The organism is Arthrobacter oryzae (assembly GCF_030812315.1).
Lineage (GTDB): Bacteria > Actinomycetota > Actinomycetes > Actinomycetales > Micrococcaceae > Arthrobacter > Arthrobacter oryzae_B.
Window position 1 is genome coordinate 174,539 of sequence record NZ_JAUSSM010000005.1, and the last position, 22,498, is coordinate 197,036.

20 protein-coding genes and 1 riboswitch are annotated in these 22,498 nt (G+C 66.7%); of the genes, 14 read left to right on the forward strand and 6 right to left on the reverse strand.

Features of this window, described 5'->3' with window-relative positions; all coding sequences use genetic code 11:
* Positions 1–132: 132 nt before the first annotated feature.
* The 3 genes from J2S97_RS11870 (at position 133) to J2S97_RS11880 (ending at position 3,678) form a co-directional block, all read left to right on the forward strand.
* Entirely contained in the window at positions 133–396 is a 264-nt protein-coding gene (locus J2S97_RS11870; RefSeq protein ID WP_104172623.1) for a hypothetical protein, read from the forward strand.
* 208 nt (positions 397–604) lie between these two features.
* Complete coding sequence (gene ligA / locus J2S97_RS11875; RefSeq protein ID WP_307049994.1) at positions 605–2,869, forward strand: NAD-dependent DNA ligase LigA; 2,265 nt, start codon at positions 605–607, stop codon at positions 2,867–2,869.
* Entirely contained in the window at positions 2,866–3,678 is an 813-nt protein-coding gene (locus J2S97_RS11880; protein ID WP_307049616.1) for an inositol monophosphatase family protein, read from the forward strand. Before ligA ends, J2S97_RS11880 begins: the two co-directional genes overlap by 4 nt.
* Positions 3,679–3,702: 24 nt before the next feature.
* Here J2S97_RS11880 and J2S97_RS11885 read toward each other — a convergent pair whose 3' ends face one another.
* Complete coding sequence (locus J2S97_RS11885; protein WP_307049618.1) at positions 3,703–5,058, reverse strand: LLM class flavin-dependent oxidoreductase; 1,356 nt, start codon at positions 5,056–5,058, stop codon at positions 3,703–3,705.
* 297 nt (positions 5,059–5,355) lie between these two features.
* Here J2S97_RS11885 and J2S97_RS11890 point away from each other — a divergent pair, with 297 nt between their 5' ends.
* Complete coding sequence (locus tag J2S97_RS11890) at positions 5,356–5,859, forward strand: GNAT family N-acetyltransferase (RefSeq protein WP_307049619.1); 504 nt, start codon at positions 5,356–5,358, stop codon at positions 5,857–5,859.
* 46 nt (positions 5,860–5,905) lie between these two features.
* Positions 5,906–6,289, forward strand: coding sequence for a RidA family protein (locus tag J2S97_RS11895; protein ID WP_307049621.1), 384 nt, complete (start codon positions 5,906–5,908; stop codon positions 6,287–6,289).
* On the opposite strand, the gene J2S97_RS11900 is transcribed toward J2S97_RS11895, so the two are convergent.
* Together J2S97_RS11900 and J2S97_RS11905 are read right to left on the reverse strand one after the other, a co-directional pair.
* The gene (locus J2S97_RS11900; RefSeq protein WP_307049623.1) at positions 6,286–6,948 is read right to left on the reverse strand and encodes a response regulator; all 663 of its coding nucleotides are present in this window, start codon (positions 6,946–6,948) and stop codon (positions 6,286–6,288) included. The genes J2S97_RS11895 and J2S97_RS11900 overlap by 4 nt on opposite strands.
* On the reverse strand, positions 6,941–8,719 hold the full coding sequence (locus J2S97_RS11905) for a sensor histidine kinase (protein ID WP_307049625.1): 1,779 nt from the start codon (positions 8,717–8,719) through the stop codon (positions 6,941–6,943). Before J2S97_RS11905 ends, J2S97_RS11900 begins: the two co-directional genes overlap by 8 nt.
* Positions 8,720–8,941: 222 nt before the next feature.
* On the opposite strand from J2S97_RS11905, the gene J2S97_RS11910 reads away from it, so the two are divergent.
* The 4 genes from J2S97_RS11910 to gatB all read left to right on the forward strand — a co-directional run bounded on the left by J2S97_RS11910 (position 8,942) and on the right by gatB (position 13,980).
* A complete protein-coding gene (locus J2S97_RS11910) occupies positions 8,942–10,423 on the forward strand; it encodes a CitMHS family transporter (RefSeq protein ID WP_307049627.1) in 1,482 nt (493 codons plus the stop codon).
* 129 nt (positions 10,424–10,552) lie between these two features.
* On the forward strand, positions 10,553–10,849 hold the full coding sequence (gatC, locus tag J2S97_RS11915) for an Asp-tRNA(Asn)/Glu-tRNA(Gln) amidotransferase subunit GatC (RefSeq protein WP_028272567.1): 297 nt from the start codon (positions 10,553–10,555) through the stop codon (positions 10,847–10,849).
* Positions 10,850–10,852: 3 nt separating this feature from the next.
* Positions 10,853–12,475: an Asp-tRNA(Asn)/Glu-tRNA(Gln) amidotransferase subunit GatA gene (gatA, locus tag J2S97_RS11920; RefSeq protein WP_307049630.1), complete on the forward strand. Its 1,623-nt coding sequence runs from the start codon at positions 10,853–10,855 to the stop codon at positions 12,473–12,475.
* Positions 12,475–13,980 (forward strand): Asp-tRNA(Asn)/Glu-tRNA(Gln) amidotransferase subunit GatB, encoded by a 1,506-nt coding sequence (gene gatB, locus J2S97_RS11925; RefSeq protein WP_307049632.1) that lies wholly within the window; start codon positions 12,475–12,477, stop codon positions 13,978–13,980. The genes gatA and gatB overlap by 1 nt, the downstream gene beginning before the upstream one ends.
* 80 nt (positions 13,981–14,060) lie before the next feature.
* Here the strand turns inward: gatB and J2S97_RS11930 are convergent, their stop codons facing one another.
* Positions 14,061–14,969, reverse strand: a complete 909-nt coding sequence (locus J2S97_RS11930; protein ID WP_307049634.1) for a LysR family transcriptional regulator — start codon at positions 14,967–14,969, stop codon at positions 14,061–14,063.
* Between the two features lie 157 nt (positions 14,970–15,126).
* On the opposite strand from J2S97_RS11930, the gene tdh reads away from it, so the two are divergent.
* The 4 genes from tdh to hutI all read left to right on the forward strand — a co-directional run bounded on the left by tdh (position 15,127) and on the right by hutI (position 19,869).
* Positions 15,127–16,173 carry an L-threonine 3-dehydrogenase gene (gene tdh / locus J2S97_RS11935; RefSeq protein ID WP_307049636.1) on the forward strand — a complete coding sequence of 349 codons (1,047 nt, stop codon included), beginning with the start codon at positions 15,127–15,129 and terminating at the stop codon, positions 16,171–16,173.
* 105 nt (positions 16,174–16,278) lie between these two features.
* The gene (locus J2S97_RS11940; RefSeq protein ID WP_307049638.1) at positions 16,279–17,487 is read left to right on the forward strand and encodes a glycine C-acetyltransferase; all 1,209 of its coding nucleotides are present in this window, start codon (positions 16,279–16,281) and stop codon (positions 17,485–17,487) included.
* A gap of 40 nt (positions 17,488–17,527) precedes the next feature.
* Positions 17,528–18,655: an NAD(P)/FAD-dependent oxidoreductase gene (locus J2S97_RS11945; RefSeq protein WP_307049640.1), complete on the forward strand. Its 1,128-nt coding sequence runs from the start codon at positions 17,528–17,530 to the stop codon at positions 18,653–18,655.
* 11 nt (positions 18,656–18,666) lie between these two features.
* Positions 18,667–19,869: an imidazolonepropionase gene (gene hutI, locus J2S97_RS11950; RefSeq protein ID WP_307049642.1), complete on the forward strand. Its 1,203-nt coding sequence runs from the start codon at positions 18,667–18,669 to the stop codon at positions 19,867–19,869.
* A gap of 7 nt (positions 19,870–19,876) precedes the next feature.
* Here the strand turns inward: hutI and J2S97_RS11955 are convergent, their stop codons facing one another.
* The gene (locus tag J2S97_RS11955; RefSeq protein WP_307049644.1) at positions 19,877–20,557 is read right to left on the reverse strand and encodes a histidine phosphatase family protein; all 681 of its coding nucleotides are present in this window, start codon (positions 20,555–20,557) and stop codon (positions 19,877–19,879) included.
* Between the two features lie 94 nt (positions 20,558–20,651).
* Here J2S97_RS11955 and J2S97_RS11960 point away from each other — a divergent pair, with 94 nt between their 5' ends.
* On the forward strand, positions 20,652–21,419 hold the full coding sequence (locus J2S97_RS11960; protein ID WP_307049646.1) for a CPBP family intramembrane glutamic endopeptidase: 768 nt from the start codon (positions 20,652–20,654) through the stop codon (positions 21,417–21,419).
* A 144-nt stretch (positions 21,420–21,563) separates the two neighbouring features.
* On the opposite strand, the gene J2S97_RS11965 is transcribed toward J2S97_RS11960, so the two are convergent.
* Positions 21,564–22,202 carry a VOC family protein gene (locus J2S97_RS11965; protein WP_307049648.1) on the reverse strand — a complete coding sequence of 213 codons (639 nt, stop codon included), beginning with the start codon at positions 22,200–22,202 and terminating at the stop codon, positions 21,564–21,566.
* A gap of 160 nt (positions 22,203–22,362) precedes the next feature.
* A riboswitch (SAM riboswitch) is annotated at positions 22,363–22,478 on the forward strand.
* Positions 22,479–22,498: the final 20 nt, after the last annotated feature.

The following is a 22,498-nucleotide window of genomic DNA, read 5'->3' on the forward strand; positions in this document are numbered from 1 at the left end:
CTGCATGGGGAGCGGTGCCCATCGACGGTGGGTTGGGCCGCGGGATAGGTTCTAGGTAATGGATCTTCCGGATGAGCCGGGGGCCGCTGGGGAGCCGATCGGATCGGGTCCGTTGACTAAAGGAGATAACTAATGGCTATTTGGGGTGCAGACATTGCTCAGCTCAAGGCGCTCGGAACCAAGCTTCAGGCTGGTTCGTCCGAGATTGAGAAGCAGAAGTCGCAGCTGTCGAAGGCTCTTGACGGCACTGACTGGAAGGGTCCGGACGCGGACAAGTTCCGCAGCGAGTGGTCCGGTTCGCACGTGACGGCCCTGGCCAAGGTGGCACAGGCGCTGCAGGAAGCCGGCAAGCAGGCTACCAAGAACGCTTCCCAGCAGGAAGAGGCTTCCCGCTAGGAAGCCAGCTCCCGCTAGGGATGGATTCAGCGGAAGTACCGTTTACATACCGATGCCCCGGACGCAACACAGCGTCCGGGGCATCGGCATGTAACGGAGGCATCCGGCTTTGCGGGAGCCAGACAATGTCGGGGATCTAAGGCAGGATAGGTCTGTGAGCACAGGGAACACCGCACAAGACACAGCAACAGACAGCACAAGCTCAGAAGTGGGCACCGGCCAGGTGCCCTCCGGCGCCGTGCGCGAGGAATACGAAATCCTGGTGGAAGAGGTGCGCAAACACCGCTTTGCCTACTACCAGGAGGACGCACCGATCATTTCGGACGCCGAGTTCGACGAACTCTTCCGGCGCCTCGAAACCATCGAAGCGATGCACCCCGAACTGGTGTCCAACGATTCGCCCACCCAGGAGGTGGGCGGCGAGGTGTCCGCCGCCTTTGCCGCCGTCGAACATCTCCAACGGATGTACAGCCTCGAGGACGTCTTTTCCCTTGAGGAACTCGAAGCCTGGATCGCGAAGGCCGAAGCCAGCGTCGCCAAGCTCGGCAACGGCACCGCCGGTCCCACGTGGCTCACGGAACTCAAGATCGATGGCCTTGCGGTCAACCTCCTCTACCGCGACGGCAAACTGGTCCGCGCCGCCACCCGCGGGGACGGCTACACCGGCGAGGACATCACCCACAACGTCCTGACGATCAAGGAAATCCCGCAGCAGCTGGCCGGCGATAGCTTCCCGGCCGAAATGGAGGTCCGCGGCGAGGTCTTCATTCCATCCCAGGCCTTCGCTGAATTCAACGAGGCACTCATCGCGGCCGGCAAGGCGCCGCTGGCCAACCCCCGCAACGCGGCGGCCGGCTCGCTCCGCCAGAAGGACCCGGCGGAAACCGCCAAGCGCCCGCTGCGCATGTACGTGCACGGCATCGGTGCCCGCGAAGGGTTGGAAACGGCCAGCCAGTCGGACACCTACCGCCAGCTCGCCGCCTGGGGTTTGCCCACGAGTCCGTACTTTGAGCTCCTCGGCAGCCTCAAGGACGTGCTCGGCTTCATCCAGCGCTACGGCGACAAGCGGCACAGCCTCGCCCATGAGATCGACGGCATCGTGGTGAAAGTGGACGACTTCGCCACGCAGCGAGCCCTCGGGTACACCTCGCGGGTGCCGCGCTGGGCCGTCGCCTACAAGTACCCGCCGGAGGAAGTCCACACCAAGCTGCTGGACATCGCCGTGAACGTGGGGCGCACCGGCCGGGTCACCCCGTTCGGCATCATGGATCCGGTGAAGGTGGCGGGCTCCACTGTGGGCATGGCAACCCTGCACAACCAGGACGTCGTCAAGGCCAAGGGCGTCAAAATCGGCGACATCGTTATTCTCCGCAAGGCCGGGGATGTGATCCCGGAGATCGTGGGCCCGGTGCTTGCGCTTCGGGACCAGCAGGACCCGCCGGTGCGGGATTTCGTCATGCCCACGGAATGCCCGTCCTGCGGGACGCCGCTTGCTCCCGGGAAGGAAGGGGACGTGGATATCCGCTGCCCCAATTCACGCTCCTGCCCGGCGCAGCTGCGTGAACGCGTCTTCCACGTGGCCAGCCGCGGCGCCTTCGATATCGAAGCCCTGGGCTGGGAAGCCGCCATCGCCCTGACCCAGCCGGCCGAACCCGAAACCCCGCCCCTGACCAGCGAGGCCGCTCTGTTCCGGCTCACGCGCGAGGACCTTGCAGGGGTCCGCATCCGCCGCGAAAAGCGGTCCAAAGGCGTGGGCACCGGCGAATTCGAACTCGTGCCGTATTTCTACAGCAAGGGCACGGCCAAATCGCCGTCCAAGCCGACGGCCACTACCGAAAAGCTCTTCAGTGAACTGGAGAAGGCCAAGACCCAGCCGTTGTGGCGCGTCCTGGTGGCGCTGTCCATTCGGCATGTCGGCCCCCGGGCGTCTCGGGCGCTTGCCACGGCCTTCGGCTCGATGGCCGCTATCCGGCAGGCCTCCGAGGAGGAACTGGCCCACGTCGACGGCGTGGGCCCCGTGATTGCCGCGGCGCTGAAGGAATGGTTCGCAGAGGACTGGCACCGCGAAATCGTGGACAGCTGGGCAGCAGACGGCGTCCGGATGGAGGACGAGCGGGACGAATCCACCCCGAGGACCCTGGAAGGGCTCACCATCGTGGTCACCGGAAGCCTCGAAGGATTCAGCCGGGACGAGGCCAAGGAAGCCATCCTCATCCGCGGCGGCAAGGCTGCCGGGTCCGTCTCCAAGAACACCAGCTACGTCGTGGCCGGCGAGAACGCCGGCACAAAAATGGACAAAGCCGAACAGCTGGGCGTTCCGGTGCTGGACGAGGACGGGTTCCGGGAGCTCCTGGCCAACGGCCCCGCCGGCGCTTCCGGCAGGGCTCCCACCGATGCTTCGGACGGAGCCGCCACCGGAGCCGCTAATGACGGCGACGGTGCCGAAGACCACCAGGAAGAGCTGCCGGAATGAGCGTGGCACCGGCTGACCTGCTTGAGGTCGCCAAGGAAGCAGCCGCAGCCGGGGCCGCGGTGCTCGCCACCCGGGACGCCGCCGAACTGGACATCAGCAACAAGGGAGCCTCGGGGGATTGGGTCACGGCTTTCGACGTAGCCGCCGAGAACGCCGTGCGTGCGGTCATCGCCCGCGCCCGGCCGCAGGACACCGTGACCGGCGAGGAACACGGCACGCTCAGCCGGAACAATCCCAGCGGGTACCGCTGGTCAATCGACCCGCTGGACGGCACCACCAACTTCATCCGGAACATCGTCTACTACGGCACGTCCGTGGCAGTGGCGGATCCCGACGGCGCCTGGCTGGCCGGCGTCGTCAATGCCCCTGCGCTGGGCCGGGTCTACTACGCATCGCGCGGGCACGGCGCGTGGCTGGAGGAGCGCGGGCAGCGGACCCAGCTCACCGGTCCTGTTCCGGGCCGGGCCGGGCAGATCCTGGCCACCGGCTTCAGCTACGATCCCGATATCCGCGCCGAGCAGGCTGAGGCCCTTCGCGGTTTCATGGACGGTTTCGCCGATATGCGCCGGCTGGGGTCCGCTGCCCTGGACCTTTGCCTGGTGGCGGACGGCACCCATGACGCCTTCGGCGAACGCGGACTCAATGAGCACGATTTCTCAGCCGGCGCCCTCATCGCCGAGGAGGCTGGATGCTGGGTCCGCCGCCCCCGCCTCACGAGCCCGCTCGACGGCGGACCCTCGGACGAGGAACGCCTCGCCGCGTGGACATGCGCCGGGACCCTTGAGCTGTCGGGGAAGTTCCCGCTCTGACAGGCGGCAGGGGCTCAGGGAAACTCAGGCGTTCGCGGCCGCCAGCCCGGCGGCACCTGAGTACCGGTTGAGAGGCCGCTCCAGCCCGTAGTGCCCGCGCAGCGTATCTGCCGTGTACTCCGCGCGGAACAGCCCCCGCCGCCGAAGGACCGGCACCACGTGGTCCACGAAGGCCTCCAGCCCCGAGGGGAGAACCGCGGGCATGATGTTGAAGCCGTCGGCGGCGCCGTTCTCAAACCAGAGCTGAATGGCATCGGCCACCTGCTCCGGCGTTCCCGAGAAGGTGCGGTGTCCGCGCCCGCCGCCGAGGCGTCCGATCAGTTGGCGCACCGTGAGCCGTTCGCGGCGCGCTAGCTCCACGATCAGGGTGTAGCGGCTCTTCGCACCCTGGACGGAGTCCTCGTCCGGGAGGTCTGATGGCAGTTGCCTGTCCAAGGGCAGGTCGTCCGGGCTGACGCCCAGGGTCTTCGCCAGTTCGATGCGTGCATACTCGGGCCGGATCAGCTCGTCGAGTTCGCGTTCAAGATTCTTGGCCTCGGCTTCCGTTCCGGCCAGAACGGGCACTATGCCGGGCAGGATCTTAATGCCTTCCGGGTCGCGCCCGGCAGCTGCGGTGCGGGCCTTGAGGTCAGTGTAGAAAGCCTGGGCGTCTTCGAGCGTCTGCTGAGCAGTGAACACGGCCTCGGCGTAGAGCGCCGCCAGGCCCTTGCCGTCTTCGGAGGAACCGGCCTGGACAATCAGCGGGTAGCCCTGCGGCGACCGCGGCACGTTCAGCGGGCCGCGCACCCTGAAGTGCTTGCCAACGTGGTCGATCGGCCTGACTTTGTCCGCATCGGCCCAGACGCCTGCCTCCTTGTCCGCCACCACGGCGTCGTCATCCCAGCTGTCCCAGAGCTTGCCGGCGACGTCCAGGAACTCCGCCGCCCGTTCATAACGGGTGGCGTGCGCCGGCTGGTCATCGACGCCGAAGTTCCGCGCGGCGTCGGGCCCTGCAGTGGTGACCACGTTCCATCCCGCACGGCCGCCGCTGACGAAATCGACGGAGGCGAAACGCCGGGCGAGGTTGAACGGATCGTTGTAGGTGGTGGAGGCCGTGGCAATCAGGCCGATCTTCTCGGTGGCTGCTGCGATGGCGGTCAGCAGAACCGTGGGCTCGAGCTTTCCGGCCGGCCGGCGGCCGACGTTGCCGAAGATCACGGGCGAGTCTGCGAAGAAGATGGAATCGAAAGTGCCGCGCTCGGCGATCTGTGCGAGGTTCCGGTAATGGCTGATGTCGGTGCTGGCCAGGGGATTGCTCTCGGGCAGCCGCCACGAGGCTTCATGGTGGCCGGTGCTCATGAGGAAGGCGTTGAGGTGCAGGGTGCGCTGGGAGGGTGCCATGGTGTGATCCTGTCGGGTGGGGTTGCGGGGCGGGGTTGCGGGGTGGGGTTGTTGTTCGGAAGGCGTTGGTGGTGCAAATCAACCACAGCCGCTCCGGCCGCTGCCAACCCTGCCGACCACTGGCGAAACGGCGCGAAACAGCGGGAAATGCCCGGACACAAGGGGCAATGCCCGGACACACAGTGCAATGCCCGGACACAAGGGGCAACACTCAGAAACCCGCGGCCCAGTGATAGTTCAGTCACGGAAACAGCCGTTTGGCCGGGGGCGGAATCCGGGCGCAACTAACATGGATAAGTGCATCCGCAGATCCTGATTCGCCCCGCCATCCCGGCAGATTACGACGCCGTGGCACGCATTACGCGCGACGCCTACCTTGCCGCGGGCTACTTCGCGGATGCCGACCACCCGTACATGCTGCAGATCCAGGATGTGGCCAAGCGCGCCGCCCAGGCCACCATCTGGGTTGCCGAGCGGGCCGGACACATCGTCGGTTCCGTGACACTCGCCGTCGCCGGTGAGCCTTTCGCGGATATCGCACTGGCGGACGAACTCGAATTCCGCATGCTCGTGGTGGACCCGGCGGTGCAGCGCAGCGGCGCCGGCAAGGCCATGGTCGAGGCGATCATTGCCCACGCCAAGTCCCTGGACGGCATCAAAGCCGTGGCCCTTACCACCGGCCTCACGTGGGAAAGCGCGCACGGGCTGTACCGCAAGATTGGCTTCCAACGCGTCCCGGAGCGCGACTGGTTCGTGCCGGATACCGACATAAAGCTGCTGGTTTACCGGCTGGACGTTTAGCCGCCCTAAAGTGGTGCCGACTCAAGGCACCATCGAAAGGCACACCATGCGCAAGACATTCGGCTCCGGCTCCACGTGGGAGCAGACCCTCGGCTATTCCCGGGCAGTGCAGGTGGACAGCACCCTGTACATCTCCGCCACGGCGGCCAGCGGTGAAGACGGAATCGTGGGCGAGGATTGCTATGCCCAGACCAAGTACATCCTGGAAAAGCTGGGCGCCGTCCTGGCCGAGGCGGGCTTCGAATACGGCGATGTGGTGCAGTCGAAGCTGTACCTGACGGACATCAGCAAGTGGGAAGACGCCGGCCGCGCCCACGGCGAAGTGTTCGGCGAGATCCGTCCCACCCTGTCACTGGTTCACGTGCTGCCGTTCCTCGACCCCAAGATGCTGGTGGAGATCGAACTCGTGGCCCAGAAGAGCGCCAGCTAGCTAGCCGGGAGGCCGTAGCGGTGTTCCGGGCGGCCCGTGGTTCCGTAGCGGAGCTGGATGTCGACGGCGCCGTCGTCCGCCAGTGCTGACAGGTACCGCTGGGCTGTGGCCCGGGAAACCCCAACCCGCCCGGCCACTTCGGCCGCCGAATACTGCTCGCCGGGTTCCAAGGACTCCAGCACGGCCGCCTCGGTGGCCGAGCGCGGCTTGGCGGTCGCCGCGATGTCGCCGGGGACCAGCGAGCGCTTGGCCCGCTCCACCGTGTCCTGGTCCAGTGCACCCGGCTGGGCCAGGATCCGCCGGTATCGGGCATAGGAACGGAGCTGCTGCGACAGGGACTCGGACGTGAACGGCTTCAGCAGGTAGCCCAGGGCGCCGCGGCGGAAGGCCACCCGCAGCGAAAGGGCGTCCGACGCCGCGCTCAGGATCATGGTGTCGACGTCCAGCTGGCCTAGCAGGTCAAGGCCCGAGCCGTCAGGCAGGTACACATCCAGCAGTACAAGGTCCGGGCGCAGGCTGTGAATGGCCTGCAGCGCCTGGGACGCCGATCCCGCGGGTGGCAGTGCCAGGAAGCCGGCCACCGAATCCACATAGGCCGCGTGCAGCTTGGCGACGTGGAAATCGTCGTCCACGATCAGCACCCTGAAATCCTCAGACATCATTGTCCTTTCCGATGAAACTGTCCTTCCCGACAAAACTGTCGTTTCCGGCAAAACTGTCCTTCCCGATGGGCTTGTCCTTCCCGGGCAGGTCGGCTGTGGTCCGCGGCAATGTTGCCATAAAGACGGCACCCGGACCGCCGGGGGTGCCGGGCTCAAGTACCCGGACGTCGCCGCCGCGGCGCCGCGCAAGCTGCCGGGCCAGAGCCAGCCCCAGACCCTGGCCGCCGCCGGCACGGGCCGGCCGCGCCGCCGTCGTGAATCCTTCCGCGAAAACGGCCTCCGCCCCGCCGGCGGCCGTTTCGGGAGCCAGGCCGTCGCCGGAGTCCGCGACAACGACGTGCAGCGTCCCGCCGTCGGGTCCCGGTTCGTCCAGCAACTCCACTTCCACCCAGCGGTCCGCCGCGGAGCCGGCGACGGCGGCGTTCACGGCGTTGTCGATCAGGTTCCCCAGCACCGTGGTGACGTCCTGCGGCTCGGTGACCTGGCCGCGCACCAGCGTTTCCGGGCCGATGCGCAGTGTCACGCCGCGTTCGTCCGCCTCGACGCCCTTGGCCCCGATGAAAGCCTGCAGGTAAGGGTCCTGCAGGAGCTCGGCCTGGTCCACCGGGAACTTCAGCGGGCCGGTGGCGGCCAGGCGGGCCAGGTAGTCGCGGGCCTGCTGGTGCTGCCCGATGCTCATGAAGCCGGCGATGGTATGCAGCTGGTTGGCGAACTCGTGGCGCTGGGCGCGCAGGGCGGTGGACATAGTGCCCACGGCGTCCAGCTGGCGCGTGAGGTGCTGCAGTTCGGTGCGGTCGCGGAGCATCACCACCCACCCCAGGTCCTCCCGCCGGTGCAGCGCTTTGCGGGCGCTGGCCACCAGCACGCGGGCACCGGCAATGACCTCGACGGCGTCCGCCTCAGCTGCATCCGGCCGGGTCAGCACCTTTAGCTGTTCGGGGACCGGTGCCTCCTCCCACGGTGTGCCTGTGAGGTCAGGCTGGCCGAGGAGCCTCTGCGCGGCGGCATTGAAGACGCTGATCCGGCCGTCGGCCGAGACCCCGATCACGCCGTCGTCAACGCCCTGGAGGACAGCCACCTGGTCATGGACCAGGGTGCTGATCTCCTCCGGTTCCAGGCCCAGCGTCAGCCGCTGCAGGCGACGGCGCAGGAGGAACGAGGCCAGGGCTCCGGCCAGCAGCGAACCGGCTGCGGTCAGCGCGATGGGCATGATGTCCCGGGCCAGGCTCTGGACGATGCTCTCAGTGGAATAGCCCACGCTGACCTCGCCCACCACCGTGTCCGAATCCGGCGCGAAGACGGGCACCTTCGCTCCCGCGGAGGGTCCCAGCGTGCCGGTGTTCCGGGTGGTTACTTCCTTGCCCGCGAGCGCTTCGGAGGGATCCGTGCTGACTTTCTCGCCCAGCCGTTCGGCGTCAGGGTGCGCCAGCCGCAGCCCGGTTTCATCCGTGATCACCACGAACAGGGCTCCGGTGCGGGTGCGGGCACCCTCCGCCACCGCCATCAGCGGGCCTGCCAGCAGCACCGACGCCGGGGGAGTGCCCGCCTCGCGGCTGATGGCCAGGACTTCCCGGCGGACCGCGGGGTCCGAGGCCACGGTGCGGGCCAGCGTGAGTGCCTGGTTTTCCGCTTCCCGGCCAAGCCGTTCGTAGGTCAGCCAGGCATGCACGGCGCCGCTGAGCAGCACAACGAGCAGAACCACTCCGAGCTGGAGCAGCAGGGTCTGCGTGGAAAATCGCAGGGGCGGCCTCGGTGCCGGACGCTTCATTGCCCTCCTGACGGGGTATAGGCCGCTGTGACGGGGATTCCCGCCGAATGGCGGAATGGCCGGAACGTGCAAACCGACCTGCTGAGCTAAATGCGCAAAATGCTCCCAACAAGCAGTATGCCAATCAATTGAACCAAAGGCACTGCCGTGACGCGGGCCACTCTAACGTCTGTAGTGCGCATCACACCGGAGTGGTGCCACTGACTGACAAAGGAGCCGGCCGTGCTGGTATTACTTGGATTCGCCATGATCGCGGTATTCATGGTGCTGATCATGACGAAGAAGTTGACGCCAGTACTGGCGCTGATCATTGTGCCCACCGTCTTCGGGCTGTTCGCCGGGGCGGGACTGGGCATCGGGGACATGGTGCTGGACTCGATGAAGTCCATGACCTCCACCGCGGCCCTGCTGATGTTCGCCATCATCTACTTCGGCCTGATGATCGACGTCGGGCTGTTCGACCCGCTGGTGCGGTTCATCCTCCGCAAGCTGGGTAACGACCCCGCCAAGGTGGTGCTCGGTACCGCCATCCTGGCCGCCGCAGTGTCCCTGGACGGCGACGGCTCCACCACCTTCATCCTCACCACGGCCGCCATGCTGCCGGTCTACCTGCGGCTCAAGATGAGCCCCGTCGTCCTGACCTGCGTTGCCGGCCTTGCCAACGGCACCATGAACATCCTGCCCTGGGGCGGCCCCACCGCCCGCGCCGCCACCGCACTGAAGATCGATGTCAACGACGTCTTCGTCCCGATGATCCCCTCCCTGATCGCCGGCCTCGTTGTGGTCTTCGCCTTCGCCTGGCTGCTCGGCCTGCAGGAACGCAACCGCCTCCGCGCCATCGCACCGGAAATCTGGGGAATGCCGGATACTGCAGAGCAGTTCACTCCTGAAGAGTTCGACGGCGGCAGCACTGCCGGCGGCAGCGGCAGCGGCACCGCACCTGTTCCCGCGACGGGCGGCCCCGCCGTCGGCGGCTCCTCCGTTGCAGTGCTCGAGCGCAACGAAATCCTGGCCGACGCCACCCTGGTTGATGACCGCGACTCCGCGATGGCGGACACCGCCCTCGATCCCAACCGCAAGACCCTGCGCCCCAAGCTGCTCTGGTTCAACCTCGGCCTCACCGTCGCCGTAATGGTCATGCTCGTCGCCGACCTGGTGCCGCTGCCGTTCGTCTTCATGGTGGGTTCCGCGATCGCCCTGCTGGTCAACTTCCCCAACGTCAAGGACCAGGGCGCCCAGCTCATTGCCCACGCGCCGTCCATCGTGGCCGTCGTCAGCATGGTCATGGCCGCTGCCGTCCTGACCGGCGTCCTGACCGGCACCGGCATGGTCGAGGCGATGTCCGCCTGGCTCGTGCAGATTATCCCCACGAGCATGGGCCCATTCATGGCCATCATCACCGGCGTCCTCAGCATCCCGATGACCTTCTTCATGAGCAACGACGCCTTCTACTTCGGTGTCCTCCCCGTGCTGAGCGAGACGGCCGCCCACTACGGCATCAGCGCCGCCGAGATGGCCCGGGCCTCCATCACCGGCCAGCCGTTCCACCTGCAGAGCCCGCTGGTGCCCGCCATCCTGCTGCTCGTTTCGCTGGCCAAGGTGGACCTCGGCGACCACCACAAAAAGGTGCTGTGGCGCACGGCAGTCATCTCGCTCGTCATGCTGGGTGTTGGAGTGCTGACGGGAGCCATCGGGATCGGCTAGGGTAAAGCTGCCTGCGGCTGTGCCGCGGGTCGGTGTTGCCCGTCTGACGCCCGCTGGGGGTCGTCAGGCGGGCACACTGTTGCAACGTAGACTATTGGGGAAACCAAAACTACATTGCAGGGGAGATCCATGGCTGCGATCAACCGCGACGACGTCGCGCATCTCGCGCGTCTCGCGCACATCGAGATGAGTGCTGAAGAGCTGGACCGTATGGCCGGCGAACTGGCCGTCATCGTCGATTCAGTGAAGTCCGTAAGTGAAGCCGCCGGTGATGATGTCCCGGCCACGTCCCACCCGATCCCGTTGACGAATGTGTTCCGCGAGGACGTCGTGGGCCACACCTTCACGGCCGAGCAGTCCCTGAGCGGTGCACCCGACGCATACGAAGGCCGCTTCAAGGTTCCGGCCATCCTGGATGAGGACTGATAAATGACTGAACTGAACAGCACCGACTCCAGCTCCGCCCTGATCCGCCTCTCCGCGGCCCGGCTCGCCCAGAAGCTCGCAGCAGGCGAGGTCACCTCCGTCGAGGTCACCCAGGCCTTCCTGGACCGCATCGCGGCGGTTGACGGCGGCCACCGGGGAGTGCACGCCTTCCTGCACGTCAACACCGAGGAGGCGCTCGCCGTCGCCGCGGAGGTGGACGCCATCCGCGCCGCCGGCGGCGCCGCTGCCGAGGAACTCCACGAACTCGCCGGCGTTCCCATCGCCGTCAAGGACCTCATCGTCACCATCGGCCAGCCCACCACGGCCGGCTCCAAGATCCTCGAGGGCTGGCACAGCCCGTACGACGCCACGGTGGTCAAGCGCCTGCGCGACGCCAAGATGCCCATCCTGGGCAAGACCAACCTGGACGAATTCGCCATGGGCTCCTCCACGGAGCACTCCGCCTACGGCCCCACGCGCAACCCGTGGGACCTCGACCGGATCCCGGGCGGCTCCGGCGGCGGCTCGGCTGCAGCCGTTGCCGCCTTCGAAGCGCCCCTTGCCTTGGGCACGGACACCGGCGGGTCCATCCGCCAGCCCGGCGCCGTCACCGGCACCGTGGGCGTCAAGCCCACCTACGGCAGCGTTTCCCGCTACGGCGCCATTGCGATGGCCTCCTCGCTGGACCAGATCGGTCCCGTCTCCCGCACGGTGCTGGACTCGGCACTCCTGCACCAGGTCATCGGCGGCCACGACCCGTTCGATTCCACGTCCCTGCCCGATCCTCTGGAGGACCTCGTGGCGGCCGCACGCCTGGGCAACGTGAACGGCATGAAGATCGGCATCATCAAGGAACTTCACGGTGAGGGCTACCAGGCCGGCGTCGAGAACCGCTTCAACGAATCGCTGGAGCTGCTCAAGCAGGCCGGCGCGGAAATCGTTGAGGTGTCCTGCCCCAACTTCAAGTACGCGCTTGGCGCTTACTACCTGATCATGCCCTCGGAGGCTTCCTCCAACCTGGCCAAGTTCGACGGCGTCCGGTACGGCCTGCGGGTCCTGCCCGAAGAGGGTCCGCTGACCATCGAACGCGTCATGGGCTCCACCCGCGCCGCAGGCTTCGGCGACGAAGTGAAGCGCCGCATCATCCTGGGCACCTACGCGCTCAGCGCCGGCTACTACGACGCTTACTACGGCTCCGCCCAGAAGGTCCGTACGCTGATCCAGCGTGACTTCGAGGCCGCATTCGCCCAGGCCGACGTGCTCATTTCTCCGACGGCCCCCACCACGGCCTTCAAGCTGGGCGAGAAGCTGAACGACCCCCTGGCCATGTACCTGAACGACGTCGCCACCATTCCGGCCAACATGGCCGGAGTTCCGGGCCTGTCCCTGCCGGGCGGCCTGGCGGATGAGGACGGCCTGCCCGTCGGCATCCAGCTCCTGGCCCCGGCCCGCCAGGATGCGCGCCTGTACCGCGTGGGTGCCGTGCTTGAATCGCTGCTGGAAGCCCAGTGGGGCGGCCCGCTGCTGGACCGTGCCCCTGAGCTGACGGACACCTCGCTGGAGGCCCCTTCCCTCACTGACGCTGCTTCGATTGAGGCTGTTCCGAGCCACGGAGGTTCACACTAATGACTGACGCAACCCTGAGCTTCGAAGAGGCCATGGAGAAGTACGATCCCGTGCTGGGGTTCGAGGTCCACGTGGAACTCAACACCAAGACCAAGATGTTCTCCTCCGCCCCGAACGTCTTCGGCGACGAGCCGAACACCAACGTCAACGAGGTGGACCTTGGCATGCCGGGTGTGCTGCCCGTGGTGAACAAGACCGCGATCGAATCCTCCATCAAGATCGGCCTCGCGCTGAACTGCAAGATCGCCGAGACCTGCCGTTTTGCCCGGAAGAACTACTTCTACCCGGACACCCCGAAGAACTTCCAGACCTCGCAGTATGACGAACCCATCGCGTACGACGGCTACCTGGACATCGAACTTTCGGACGGCACCATGTTCCGTGTTGAAATCGAGCGCGCCCACATGGAAGAGGACGCCGGCAAGCTGACACACATGGGTGGTGCCGCAGGCCGCATCCAGGGTGCCGACTACTCGCTGGTGGACTACAACCGTTCCGGTGTTCCGCTGGTGGAAATCGTCACCAAGCCGATCCAGGGCGCCGGCAGCCGCGCACCGGAACTGGCCAAGGCCTACGTCGCCGCCGTGCGTGAAATCGTGAAGAACCTTGGCGTCTCGGACGCGAAGATGGAACGCGGCAACGTGCGCTGCGACGCCAACGTTTCGCTGCGCCCGCACGGCCGCGAACGCTTCGGCATCCGCTCGGAAACGAAGAACGTCAACTCGCTGCGCGCCGTCGAACACGCCGTCCGCTACGAGATCCAGCGCCACGCCGCCGTCCTGGATTCCGGCGAGCCGGTCATCCAGGAAACCCGCCACTGGCACGAGGACACCCGCTCGACGACGTCGGGCCGGGCCAAGTCCGACGCCGATGACTACCGCTACTTCCCTGAGCCGGACCTGGTGCCGATCGTCGCTTCCCGCGAATGGGTGGAGGAACTGCGAGCCACCCTGCCCGAGCCGCCGGCCGAGCGCCGCAAGCGACTGCAGGCCGACTGGGGCTATTCGGACCTGGAATTCCGAGATGTGGTCAACGCCGGAGTCATGGATGAGATCGAGGAAACCATTGCCGCCGGCGCCACCGCAACCGTGGCCCGCAAGTGGTGGATGGGCGAGATCGTCGGCCGCGCCAAGAACGCCGACGTCGACCCCGGCCAGCTGGGCGTCAAGCCGGAAACCATCGTTGAACTGAACAAGATGGTGGAAGGCGGCAAGATCAACAACAAGATGGCCGCCGAAGTGCTGGACGGCGTCCTCGCCGGCGAAGGCACACCGGCCGAGATCGTGGAGAAGCGCGGCCTCGCCGTGGTCTCCGACGACGGCCCCCTGCTGGAAGCCATTGACGCTGCCCTAGCCGCCCAGCCCGACGTCGCGGACAAGATCCGCGGCGGCAAGGTGCAGGCCATCGGCGCGATCGTGGGCGGTGTCATGAAAGCCACCCGCGGGCAGGCCGACGCCGGCCGCGTGCGCGAGCTGATCCTGCAGAAACTCGGCGTCGAAGGCTGAGCCACCTGTTTTAACCCAACTGGGTCGCAGTTAATGTTGTTTAGAACGTTCATAACGACATTAACTGCGACCCAGTTGGGTTAAGGGGAAACGAGTCCGGCCATGATGTCCTCCAGGGCCTCGCAGACCATCATCACCGAGGTCCGCTTGAGGTTTTCGGGGCGGGCCAGGATGTCGATGCGACGGCGGGTGCTGATGCCCTGCAGCGGCCGCAGCACAATCTCCGGGTTCAGCACCGGCCGCGCGGTATGCCGCGGCAGCAGCCCGATCACGCTGCCGGTTGCCACCAGCCCCGCAACCGTGGAGTAGTCGTTGATCCGGTGGACGATGTTCAGTTCCCTGCTGGACACGGCCGCGACGGCGGACAGCACGTCCGCGGGGGAGTAGCCGGTGTGGCTGGTCACCCACGGTTCGCCGACGACGTCGTGCGCCGTCAGGGTTTCCTTGCCCGCCAGCCGGTGCCCGGCGGACAACGCCACGTCCAGCGGCTCGTGCGCCAGCGGGATGACGGCCACCCGTTCTTCCGGCCACCGCGGGCTGTGGTCCATGCGGTGGGCCAGCACCAGGTCGTACCGCGCGGTCAGCGCCGGGAAGTCCTGCTGGGCCACGTCCTCGTCCGAGAGCAGGACCCGGGGCTTGTTGGGCGAGTCCAGCAGCCGCGCCAGCGGCGCGAACAGCGCCTGCCCGGCGCTGTGGAAGCCGCTCACTGTCACGGGGGCCACCGTGGAGCCGTGGTACGCACCAATCGCCATCCGGGCATCCGCCATGGCGCTGACGACGGCGGCACCGGCGTCGGCCAGCGCCTGGCCGGCCTCGGTCAGCACCAGGTTCCGGCCCTCCTTGCGCGTCAGTGGCACCTCGACGCTGCGCTGCAGCGCCGCAAGCTGCTGGGACACGGCGGAGGGGGTAACCAGGAGCGTTTCCGCGACGGCTTTGACGCTGCCCAGGGCGCCGAGTTCCCGAAGCATTTCCAGCTGATGGATTTCCATCCACCGATTCTATTGCTTAGAAATTTCTAAATCGTCGATTGAGAAGAATTCGGTTGTGCTAATGCTTTTTTGTGGCTGTAATGAAAGGAGTCAGCCCCGCCACACGATGGCGGGACACGCATGACCCAGCACCGCAACACCGAGAGTAAGGAAGCCAATGAAGGCTCTGTACAAGGCCGGCGCACACGCCGGATTTGAGCTGGTGGACCGTCCCGAGCCGGAAACCGGCCCCGGCGACGTGAAGATCCGCGTGATGACCACCGGAATCTGCGGCACCGACCTCCATATCCAGTCCTGGGACGCGTGGGCCCAGGGCATCATCCAGGCACCTCTGATTGCAGGCCACGAATTCTACGGTGAAGTGGTGGAAACCGGCGAGGACGTCATGGACGTCAAAGTGGGTGACCGCGTCTCCGGCGAAGGGCACATCGTCTGCGGCATCTGCCGCAACTGCCGCGCCGGACGCAAGCAGATGTGCATCCATACCGTCAGTGTCGGCGTCCAGCGCGACGGCGCGTTCGCCGAGTACGTGGTCATTCCCGAGACCAACGTCTGGGTGCACCAGGATCCGTCAGTCACTCCCGAACTCGGTGCGATCTTCGATCCGTTCGGCAACGCCGTCCACACCGCGCTGAGCTTCCCCCTGGTGGGCGAGGACGTGCTGATCACCGGAGCCGGTCCCATCGGACTCATGGCAATTGCCGTGGCCCGCCACGCCGGCGCCCGGAAGATCGCCATCACGGACGTCTCGGCGCCCCGGCTGGCCCTGGCCCGCCAACTCGGCGTGGACCTCGCCATCGACGTGTCGAAAATGCGCGTCCGGGATGCCCAGCGCGAACTGGGCATGCGCGAAGGGTTCGACATCGGCATGGAAATGTCCGGCCACCCCACCGCCCTGCCGGAAATGATCGACAACATGAACCACGGCGGCCGGATCGCGATGCTTGGCCTGCCGAGCCAGTCCATCGACATCGACTGGGGCAAGGTGGTCACGCATATGCTGACCATGAAGGGCATCTACGGCCGCGAAATGTTCGAGACCTGGTACGCGATGAGCGCCATGCTGTCCTCCAATCCCGTGCTGCACGCCAACATCTCGGCGGTGGTTACGGACACACTGCCCGCCACGGACTGGGAAAAGGGCTTCGAAGTTGCCCGCGCCGGCGTGGGCGGCAAGGTTGTCCTCGACTGGACCGTCTTCTAGCACGCGCCCCGCGGCGGGGGTTCCGCCCGCGGCGGGGGTTCCGCCCGCGGCGGCTGCGCCGCCACCACCACCCACACCCTTCCACTTCCGCTGAGGAGCGCACCAATGTATTCAGCCATCAAGGACCAGCTGCAGAACGAGCTGGATGAGATCCGCACCGCGGGCCTGTTCAAGACCGAACGCCACATCGACTCGCCCCAGGCCAGCCACATCACCGCCGGCCAGATCGGCGAGGCGGGGGCCACCGTGCTGAACTTCTGCGCCAACAACTACCTGGGCCTGGCGGATCACCCGGACATCATTGCCGCCGCTAAGGAAGCCATGGATGAGCGCGGCTTCGGCATGGCCAGCGTCCGCTTCATCTGCGGCACGCAGGACCTGCACCTGGCACTGGAGGCGCGTGTCTCCAAGTTCCTGGGCACGGAGGACACCATCCTGTTCTCCAGCTGCTTCGATGCCAACGGCGGCGTGTTCGAATCCCTCTTCGGTCCCGGGGACGCCATCATCTCCGACGCCCTGAACCATGCGTCGATCATCGACGGCATCCGGCTCTGCAAGGCCCAGCGGTTCCGCTACGCCAACCGCGACATGGCGGACCTTGAAGCGAAACTGATCGAGGCCACCACACAGGAGAAGCCGGCCCGCCGGAAGATCATCGTGACGGACGGTGTCTTCTCCATGGACGGCTACCTGGCTCCGCTGGAAGCGATCTGCAACCTGGCCGAGAAGTACGATGCCCTGGTGATGGTGGACGACTCACACGCCGTGGGCTTCATGGGAGCCACCGGCGCGGGCACCCCCGAGCACGCCGGAGTGGGCCAGCGGGTGGACATCTACACCGGCACGTTCGGCAAGGCGCTCGGCGGCGCCTCCGGCGGCTACGTCTCCGGCCGCGCCGAAGTGGTGGCCATGCTCCGCCAGAAGGCACGTCCCTACCTGTTCTCCAACTCGCTGGCACCGGCCATCGTGGCGGCAACGCTGAAGGCCCTGGACCTCGTGGAGAACTCCGCCGAGCTGCGTTCCAAACTCTTCGCCAACGCCGAGCTGTTCCGGAGCCGCATGGCGGCGGAGGGCTTTGACCTTCTCGACGGCGAGCACGCCATTGTGCCGGTGATGTTCGGCGACGCCGTGATGGCCGCCAAGGTGGCCGACCGGATGCTCCACCACGGCGTGTTCGTGACCGCGTTCAGCTACCCGGTGGTGCCCAAGGGTGCCGCCAGGATCCGCGTCCAGCTTTCCGCGGCGCACAGCGCGGACGACGTCGAAGCGTGCGTTCAGGCGTTCGTCGCCAGCCGCAACGCGGTGGGGTCCTAAGGTACTGACGTGACGTCCTGACGGGTGCAAGGATGGAGGCATGTCAGCAAATTACGATGTGGTGATTGTGGGCGGCGGCATTGCCGGGCTGTCCCTCGCCTCCGCCCTCGCCGGTAAATGCAGTGTGGCGCTTGTCGAGGCCGAGCAGTCCCTCGCCTACCACACCTCCGCCCGGTCGGCCCGGCAACTGATCCCCAGCTACGGCCCCGTGGTGGTGCAGGAGCTGACCCTCCGCACGCTCGGGCTGATCGCAGCACGGGACGCGGAGCTGCCGGAGCCTGTGCTGTCGCCGCGCAGCTTCATGCTGATCGGGGATGAGGACACCGTCCGGGAGGAAGCCAGCGGGCACATGCACCGGATCTCCCATGCCGAGGCCCTGGAGCTGTGCCCGGTGCTGGACCCCGGGTTCTTCACCGCCGCCGGCCTGGACACCGGTTCGTTCGCCTGCAACGCCCCCGTGCTGCTGGAGGACCACCGGCAGCGCGCCGAGGCGGACGGGGTGGACATCATCACCGGGGCCAAGGTCCATTCCGCCCAGCGTCTCGGATCCGGCTGGGAGCTCGGGGCCGGCCAGGAGGCGTTCCAGGCAGGCGTCGTGGTCAACGCGGCCGGCGCCTGGGCCGATGAACTTGCCGTGATCAGCGGCGTGGAGAAGCTCGGCCTGCAGCCGTACCGCCGCACGGCGGCGATTGTCGACGTCGAACGTTCCCTTCCTGAGTCATGCCCCATGGTGGCGGCCGCCGACGAGTCGTTCTATTTCCGCAAGGAAGGAAACGACGTGCTGATTTCGCCGTCGGAATCGGTGCCGAGCGGCCCGGAGGACGCGAAACCCTATCCCGGCGACGTTGAGGCCCTGGTGGCGCGGCTCAACGCGGTGACCACCATGGGCATCCGGAGCGTCAAGTCTGCGTGGACCGGCCTCCGCACGGAAGCCGCCGACGGCGTTCCGGTAGTGGGGTACGACGCCGAAGCCACCGGATTCTTCTGGCTCGCCGGGCAGGGCGGTTACGGTTTCCAGACCTCGTCCGGCATTGCGGAACTGGCTGCGGAACTGATCCTGGCCGGCCCGTCCGTGGGGCAGCGTGCCTGGGACGAGGAAACCGGGCTAAGTCCGGCATCCCGGACAGCGGCGGCCCTTGCCGCGACCCGCTGGTCCATCCGGCACTGAAGAATGGACTCATGAGCACCCTCATCACCAACATTGCCGAGCTGATGACCCAGGACGCGGAGCACCGCGTCCTCAACGATGCCGCCGTGGTGATCGAAGGCGAACGCATCTCCTGGATCGGGCCTGCCGCCGACGCGCCGGCAGCCGACGACGCCGTGGACGCCGGCGGCCGGGCGCTGCTCCCGGGCTGGGTGGATTCGCACACGCACCTGATCTTCGCCGGCGACAGGACCGCGGAGTTCGAGGCCCGGATGGCGGGGGAGAGCTACAGCGCCGGAGGCATTGCCGTGACCACGGGAGCCACCCGAAGCACCAGCGACTTCGACCTCACCCGGCTGGCCCTGGGCCGCGTGGCCGAGGCCGTCTCGCAGGGAACCACCTACCTGGAAACCAAGACCGGCTACGGCCTGGACCTGGAGAATGAAACGCGCAGCGCGCGCATCGCCTCCACGGTGGCTGACGAAGTGACCTACCTCGGCGCGCACCTGGTCCCCGCCGGCGCCGATGCCGACGAATACACGGACCTGGTCTGCGGACCCATGCTGGCGGCCGTCCGGCCCTATGTCGGCTGGGCGGATGTGTTCTGCGAGCAGGGCGCTTTCAACGAGGGACAGTCACGCCGAGTGCTGCAGGCCTGCAAGGAGGCCGGCCTGGGCCTGCGCGTCCACGGCAACCAGCTCGGTGAAGGCCCCGGCGTGCAGCTGGCCGTGGAGTTCGGTGCGGCAAGCGTGGACCATGTGAACTATCTGTCCGCCGCCGACATTGATGCACTGGCCTCCAGCTGGGCCGGGTGGCAGGCGTCCGGACCGCGGGGAACCGTGGCCACGTGCCTGCCGGCCTGCGACCTCTCCACGCGCCAGCCGCTGGCTCCCGGCCGCGAACTGCTCGACGCCGGGGTGCCGATAGCCCTGGCCTCCAACTGCAACCCCGGCACCTCCTACACCAGCTCCATGGCCTTCTGCGTCACCACCGCCGTGCTGCAGATGCGGCTCAGCGTCCACGAAGCCGTCCGGGCCGCGACGTACGGCGGCGCGCTGGCGCTGCGGCGCGAAGTGGGGAACGACGTCGACGGCGAACGGGCCGTGGGTTCGGTCGCCGTCGGCCACCGCGCGGACCTGCACCTGCTCAACGCACCCTCCGCCACGCACCTCGCGTACCGGCCGGGCATCCCGCTGACCCACGCCGTCTGGCGGGCGGGAGTCCGCGCCCGTTGACCGCGCGCTAGAAGATCACGGGCGGGGCGTTCAGGACCGTCTCGTCCACGCGGCGGTCCACCCACTGGCTGAACGGCTTGTCCAGCTCATACTTGCCCATGTCGGTACGCACCAGGGTCCGGACCTCGGCGTTGTCCGGGTTGTTGAGGGATTCGAAATACTCCACGGACCAGTGGAACCAGCGCATGCAGAACAGCCGCATCGTGAGCCCGTGCGTCACGAACAGCGCGTTAGGGGCGTAAGTGGGTTTGGACCAGTGCCGGTGCAGGGTCTCCATGAAGGAGGAGATCCGGTCGTAGACGTCCGAGCCGGACTCACCCTCGCGGAACCGGTAAAAGAAATGGCCGTAGGCGTTCCGGAGTTCCTTCTGGTCCTCGATCTCCCCGGCGATCTGGAAGTTCGCCCAGTCCTGTTCGCGGAGCCGGGGCTCTTCGATCACCCGCTCCACGAGGGATCCCAGGTTCAGCGCTTCGAGGGTCTGGTACGCGCGAAGGTAGGGCGAGACGTAAACGCACACCTGCCGCCCGTCCAGTTCCCGCCGGATTTGCTCACCGGCGGCCTTCGCCTGTTCCACGCCGAGCTCCGTCAGCGGTATCCGGTAATCGGGCACCCGGTTATAGATGGAAGTATCGGCATTGGCGGCGGACTGGCCATGCCGGATCATGATGATTTTTCCGGGCGCGCTCATAAATTCCAAGCATAGGCCCGGGCGGGGGAGCCTCCTCGGAGGGTCGGCTCGCCGCGGACAGGAAAGAACCAGAAAGTGGAGGCAAGATAGGAACATGCTGGTTCCCTCCCGCCGTCGTCTGCGGATCGAAGTCTGGATTGTCCTGGGTCTGTCACTGGGGCAGTCCGCCGTGTACTCGGTCGTGCAGCTGCTGGACAAGATGACGCGTGCACCCCTGGCGGAGGGCACCTCCACACTGAACCGCTCGCAGAGCACCCGCGAATACTTCGACCTGACGTACCAGCTGCTGGACATTGTGTTCGCGCTGGTGCCGGTGCTGCTGGTGATCTACTTCCTCACCGAGCACCGGCCGGCAGGGGAGTCCGGCGCCTCGGCCTTCCGCAAACTTGGTTTCAACTTTGCCCGTCCGGGCAAAGACCTCCTGCAGGGGCTGGGCCTCGCAGCGCTGATCGGCATTCCGTCCCTGGGGCTCTACGCGGCCGGCCGGGCGCTGGGCATCACCACCGCCATCATTCCCAGCGCACTGGACGCCTACTGGTGGACCATTCCTGTGCTGATCCTCTCCGCCGTACGCCACGGGATCGTTGAGGAAGTCATCGTGGTGGGGTACCTGCTGGACCGGCTCGGCAAATTCGGGTGGAGCATGCCGCTGGCCATCTTCGCCAGCTCCATGCTCCGGGGCAGCTACCACCTCTACCAGGGCTTCGGCCCGTTCATCGGCAACGCCGTGATGGGCGCGGTGTTTGCCTGGATCTACACGAAGACCCGCCGGGTTATGCCGTTGGTGATCGCCCACGCGCTGCTGGACATCGTGGCTTTCGTCGGCTTCAGCCTCTTCGGCAAGGCCATGGGGCTGGGCTAGCGGCAGGCCGCCGACCAGGGCGATCGGCTTAAAAGGATTCGGCCGCTATCGGTGGGTGACGTCGTTGGCACCCGCTGATAGCGGCCGAAGTTCAGGGGCAGCAGGCTGCCCGTGGTCCAAGGCGGACCACATAGCGGATCAGGATCAGATGGTTACTGCCCCGGCGGCGGTTTCGAAAGTGACGGAAAGGATTCCCGGCGTCCCGTGAGGGGCGATCCAGTTCACCGCAACGTCTTCCAGCGGCCGTTCCACCGGTTCGCCCAGCCACTCCGTGACCCGCTCCGCGGAGCCGGCAATGGTGAGGCTGGACATCTTGACGTTGCTTGCGTAGGCGTTGGACGGGTGAAGGTCCGGGTCGCCTTCCCACTTGAGCATGTAGGGCACCTGCGGGTCCGCGATGAGGCCCAGGATGCCGATCTGCTTCCAGACGAGTTCGCGGCCGTCGGGGAACTTGCGGTTGCCGTTGACGGCGGAGCGGCCGAGGCGTTCTTCGAACGGTGCCAGGTCGTCCACTTCGACGCACCAGCCCATCCAGCCGCCACCGGCTGCGGAGCGTGCCCGAACGGCTTGGCCGAACGGAGCCTTGTCGGATGCCGGGTGGTCCAGGACCTCCACGACCTCCAGGTATTTGTGCCCGGCGAGCGGGATGATCATATTGCGGGTGCCGAAACGGGGGTGCACCCCGCCCTTTACGGCTTCGACGCCGAGGGCGGACGAAATACGTTCGGTGGTGGCTGCCAAGCCATCCTGTTCACAGGCGTAAGAGACGTGATCCATGCGCATGCCATCATCTTGGCACTTTGTGATGGAGCTCTCAGCTAAGGTTCCCCTAACTGTGATGGGATGTCCTTGGAGACCCGCCTGAAGACCACGAAATCACACGCCTGACGTCCTTCGTCACAAAGCTGTTCACGCGCAACTTCCCATTCCTAGACTGGGCCCAGGTCATGAGCGCCAGCACTGAGCCCCGGCTTGCTGGCCGGCAACCCTCGTTCCGCGGTGGGGTGCCCCGGGTGAAGACCTGGCCCTCCGGCAACCGCCGGGCGGCAAGCGCGGCACCGGTCCTGCCACGGCATATA

Bases quoted from the DNA above. Each gene is read 5' to 3' on its own strand.
- J2S97_RS11870 (WP_104172623.1), top strand. From the start codon at position 133: ATGGCTATTTGGGGTGCAGACATTGCTCAGCTCAAGGCGCTCGGAACC.
- J2S97_RS11880 (WP_307049616.1), top strand. From the start codon at position 2,866: ATGAGCGTGGCACCGGCTGACCTGCTTGAGGTCGCCAAGGAAGCAGCC.
- J2S97_RS11885 (WP_307049618.1), bottom strand. From the start codon at position 5,058: ATGGCACCCTCCCAGCGCACCCTGCACCTCAACGCCTTCCTCATGAGC.
- J2S97_RS11895 (WP_307049621.1), top strand. From the start codon at position 5,906: ATGCGCAAGACATTCGGCTCCGGCTCCACGTGGGAGCAGACCCTCGGC.
- J2S97_RS11900 (WP_307049623.1), bottom strand. From the start codon at position 6,948: ATGTCTGAGGATTTCAGGGTGCTGATCGTGGACGACGATTTCCACGTC.
- J2S97_RS11905 (WP_307049625.1), bottom strand. From the start codon at position 8,719: ATGAAGCGTCCGGCACCGAGGCCGCCCCTGCGATTTTCCACGCAGACC.
- gatC (WP_028272567.1), top strand. From the start codon at position 10,553: ATGGCTGCGATCAACCGCGACGACGTCGCGCATCTCGCGCGTCTCGCG.
- gatA (WP_307049630.1), top strand. From the start codon at position 10,853: ATGACTGAACTGAACAGCACCGACTCCAGCTCCGCCCTGATCCGCCTC.
- gatB (WP_307049632.1), top strand. From the start codon at position 12,475: ATGACTGACGCAACCCTGAGCTTCGAAGAGGCCATGGAGAAGTACGAT.
- J2S97_RS11930 (WP_307049634.1), bottom strand. From the start codon at position 14,969: ATGGAAATCCATCAGCTGGAAATGCTTCGGGAACTCGGCGCCCTGGGC.
- tdh (WP_307049636.1), top strand. From the start codon at position 15,127: ATGAAGGCTCTGTACAAGGCCGGCGCACACGCCGGATTTGAGCTGGTG.
- J2S97_RS11940 (WP_307049638.1), top strand. From the start codon at position 16,279: ATGTATTCAGCCATCAAGGACCAGCTGCAGAACGAGCTGGATGAGATC.
- J2S97_RS11945 (WP_307049640.1), top strand. From the start codon at position 17,528: ATGTCAGCAAATTACGATGTGGTGATTGTGGGCGGCGGCATTGCCGGG.
- hutI (WP_307049642.1), top strand. From the start codon at position 18,667: ATGAGCACCCTCATCACCAACATTGCCGAGCTGATGACCCAGGACGCG.
- J2S97_RS11955 (WP_307049644.1), bottom strand. From the start codon at position 20,557: ATGAGCGCGCCCGGAAAAATCATCATGATCCGGCATGGCCAGTCCGCC.
- J2S97_RS11960 (WP_307049646.1), top strand. From the start codon at position 20,652: ATGCTGGTTCCCTCCCGCCGTCGTCTGCGGATCGAAGTCTGGATTGTC.
- J2S97_RS11965 (WP_307049648.1), bottom strand. From the start codon at position 22,202: ATGCGCATGGATCACGTCTCTTACGCCTGTGAACAGGATGGCTTGGCA.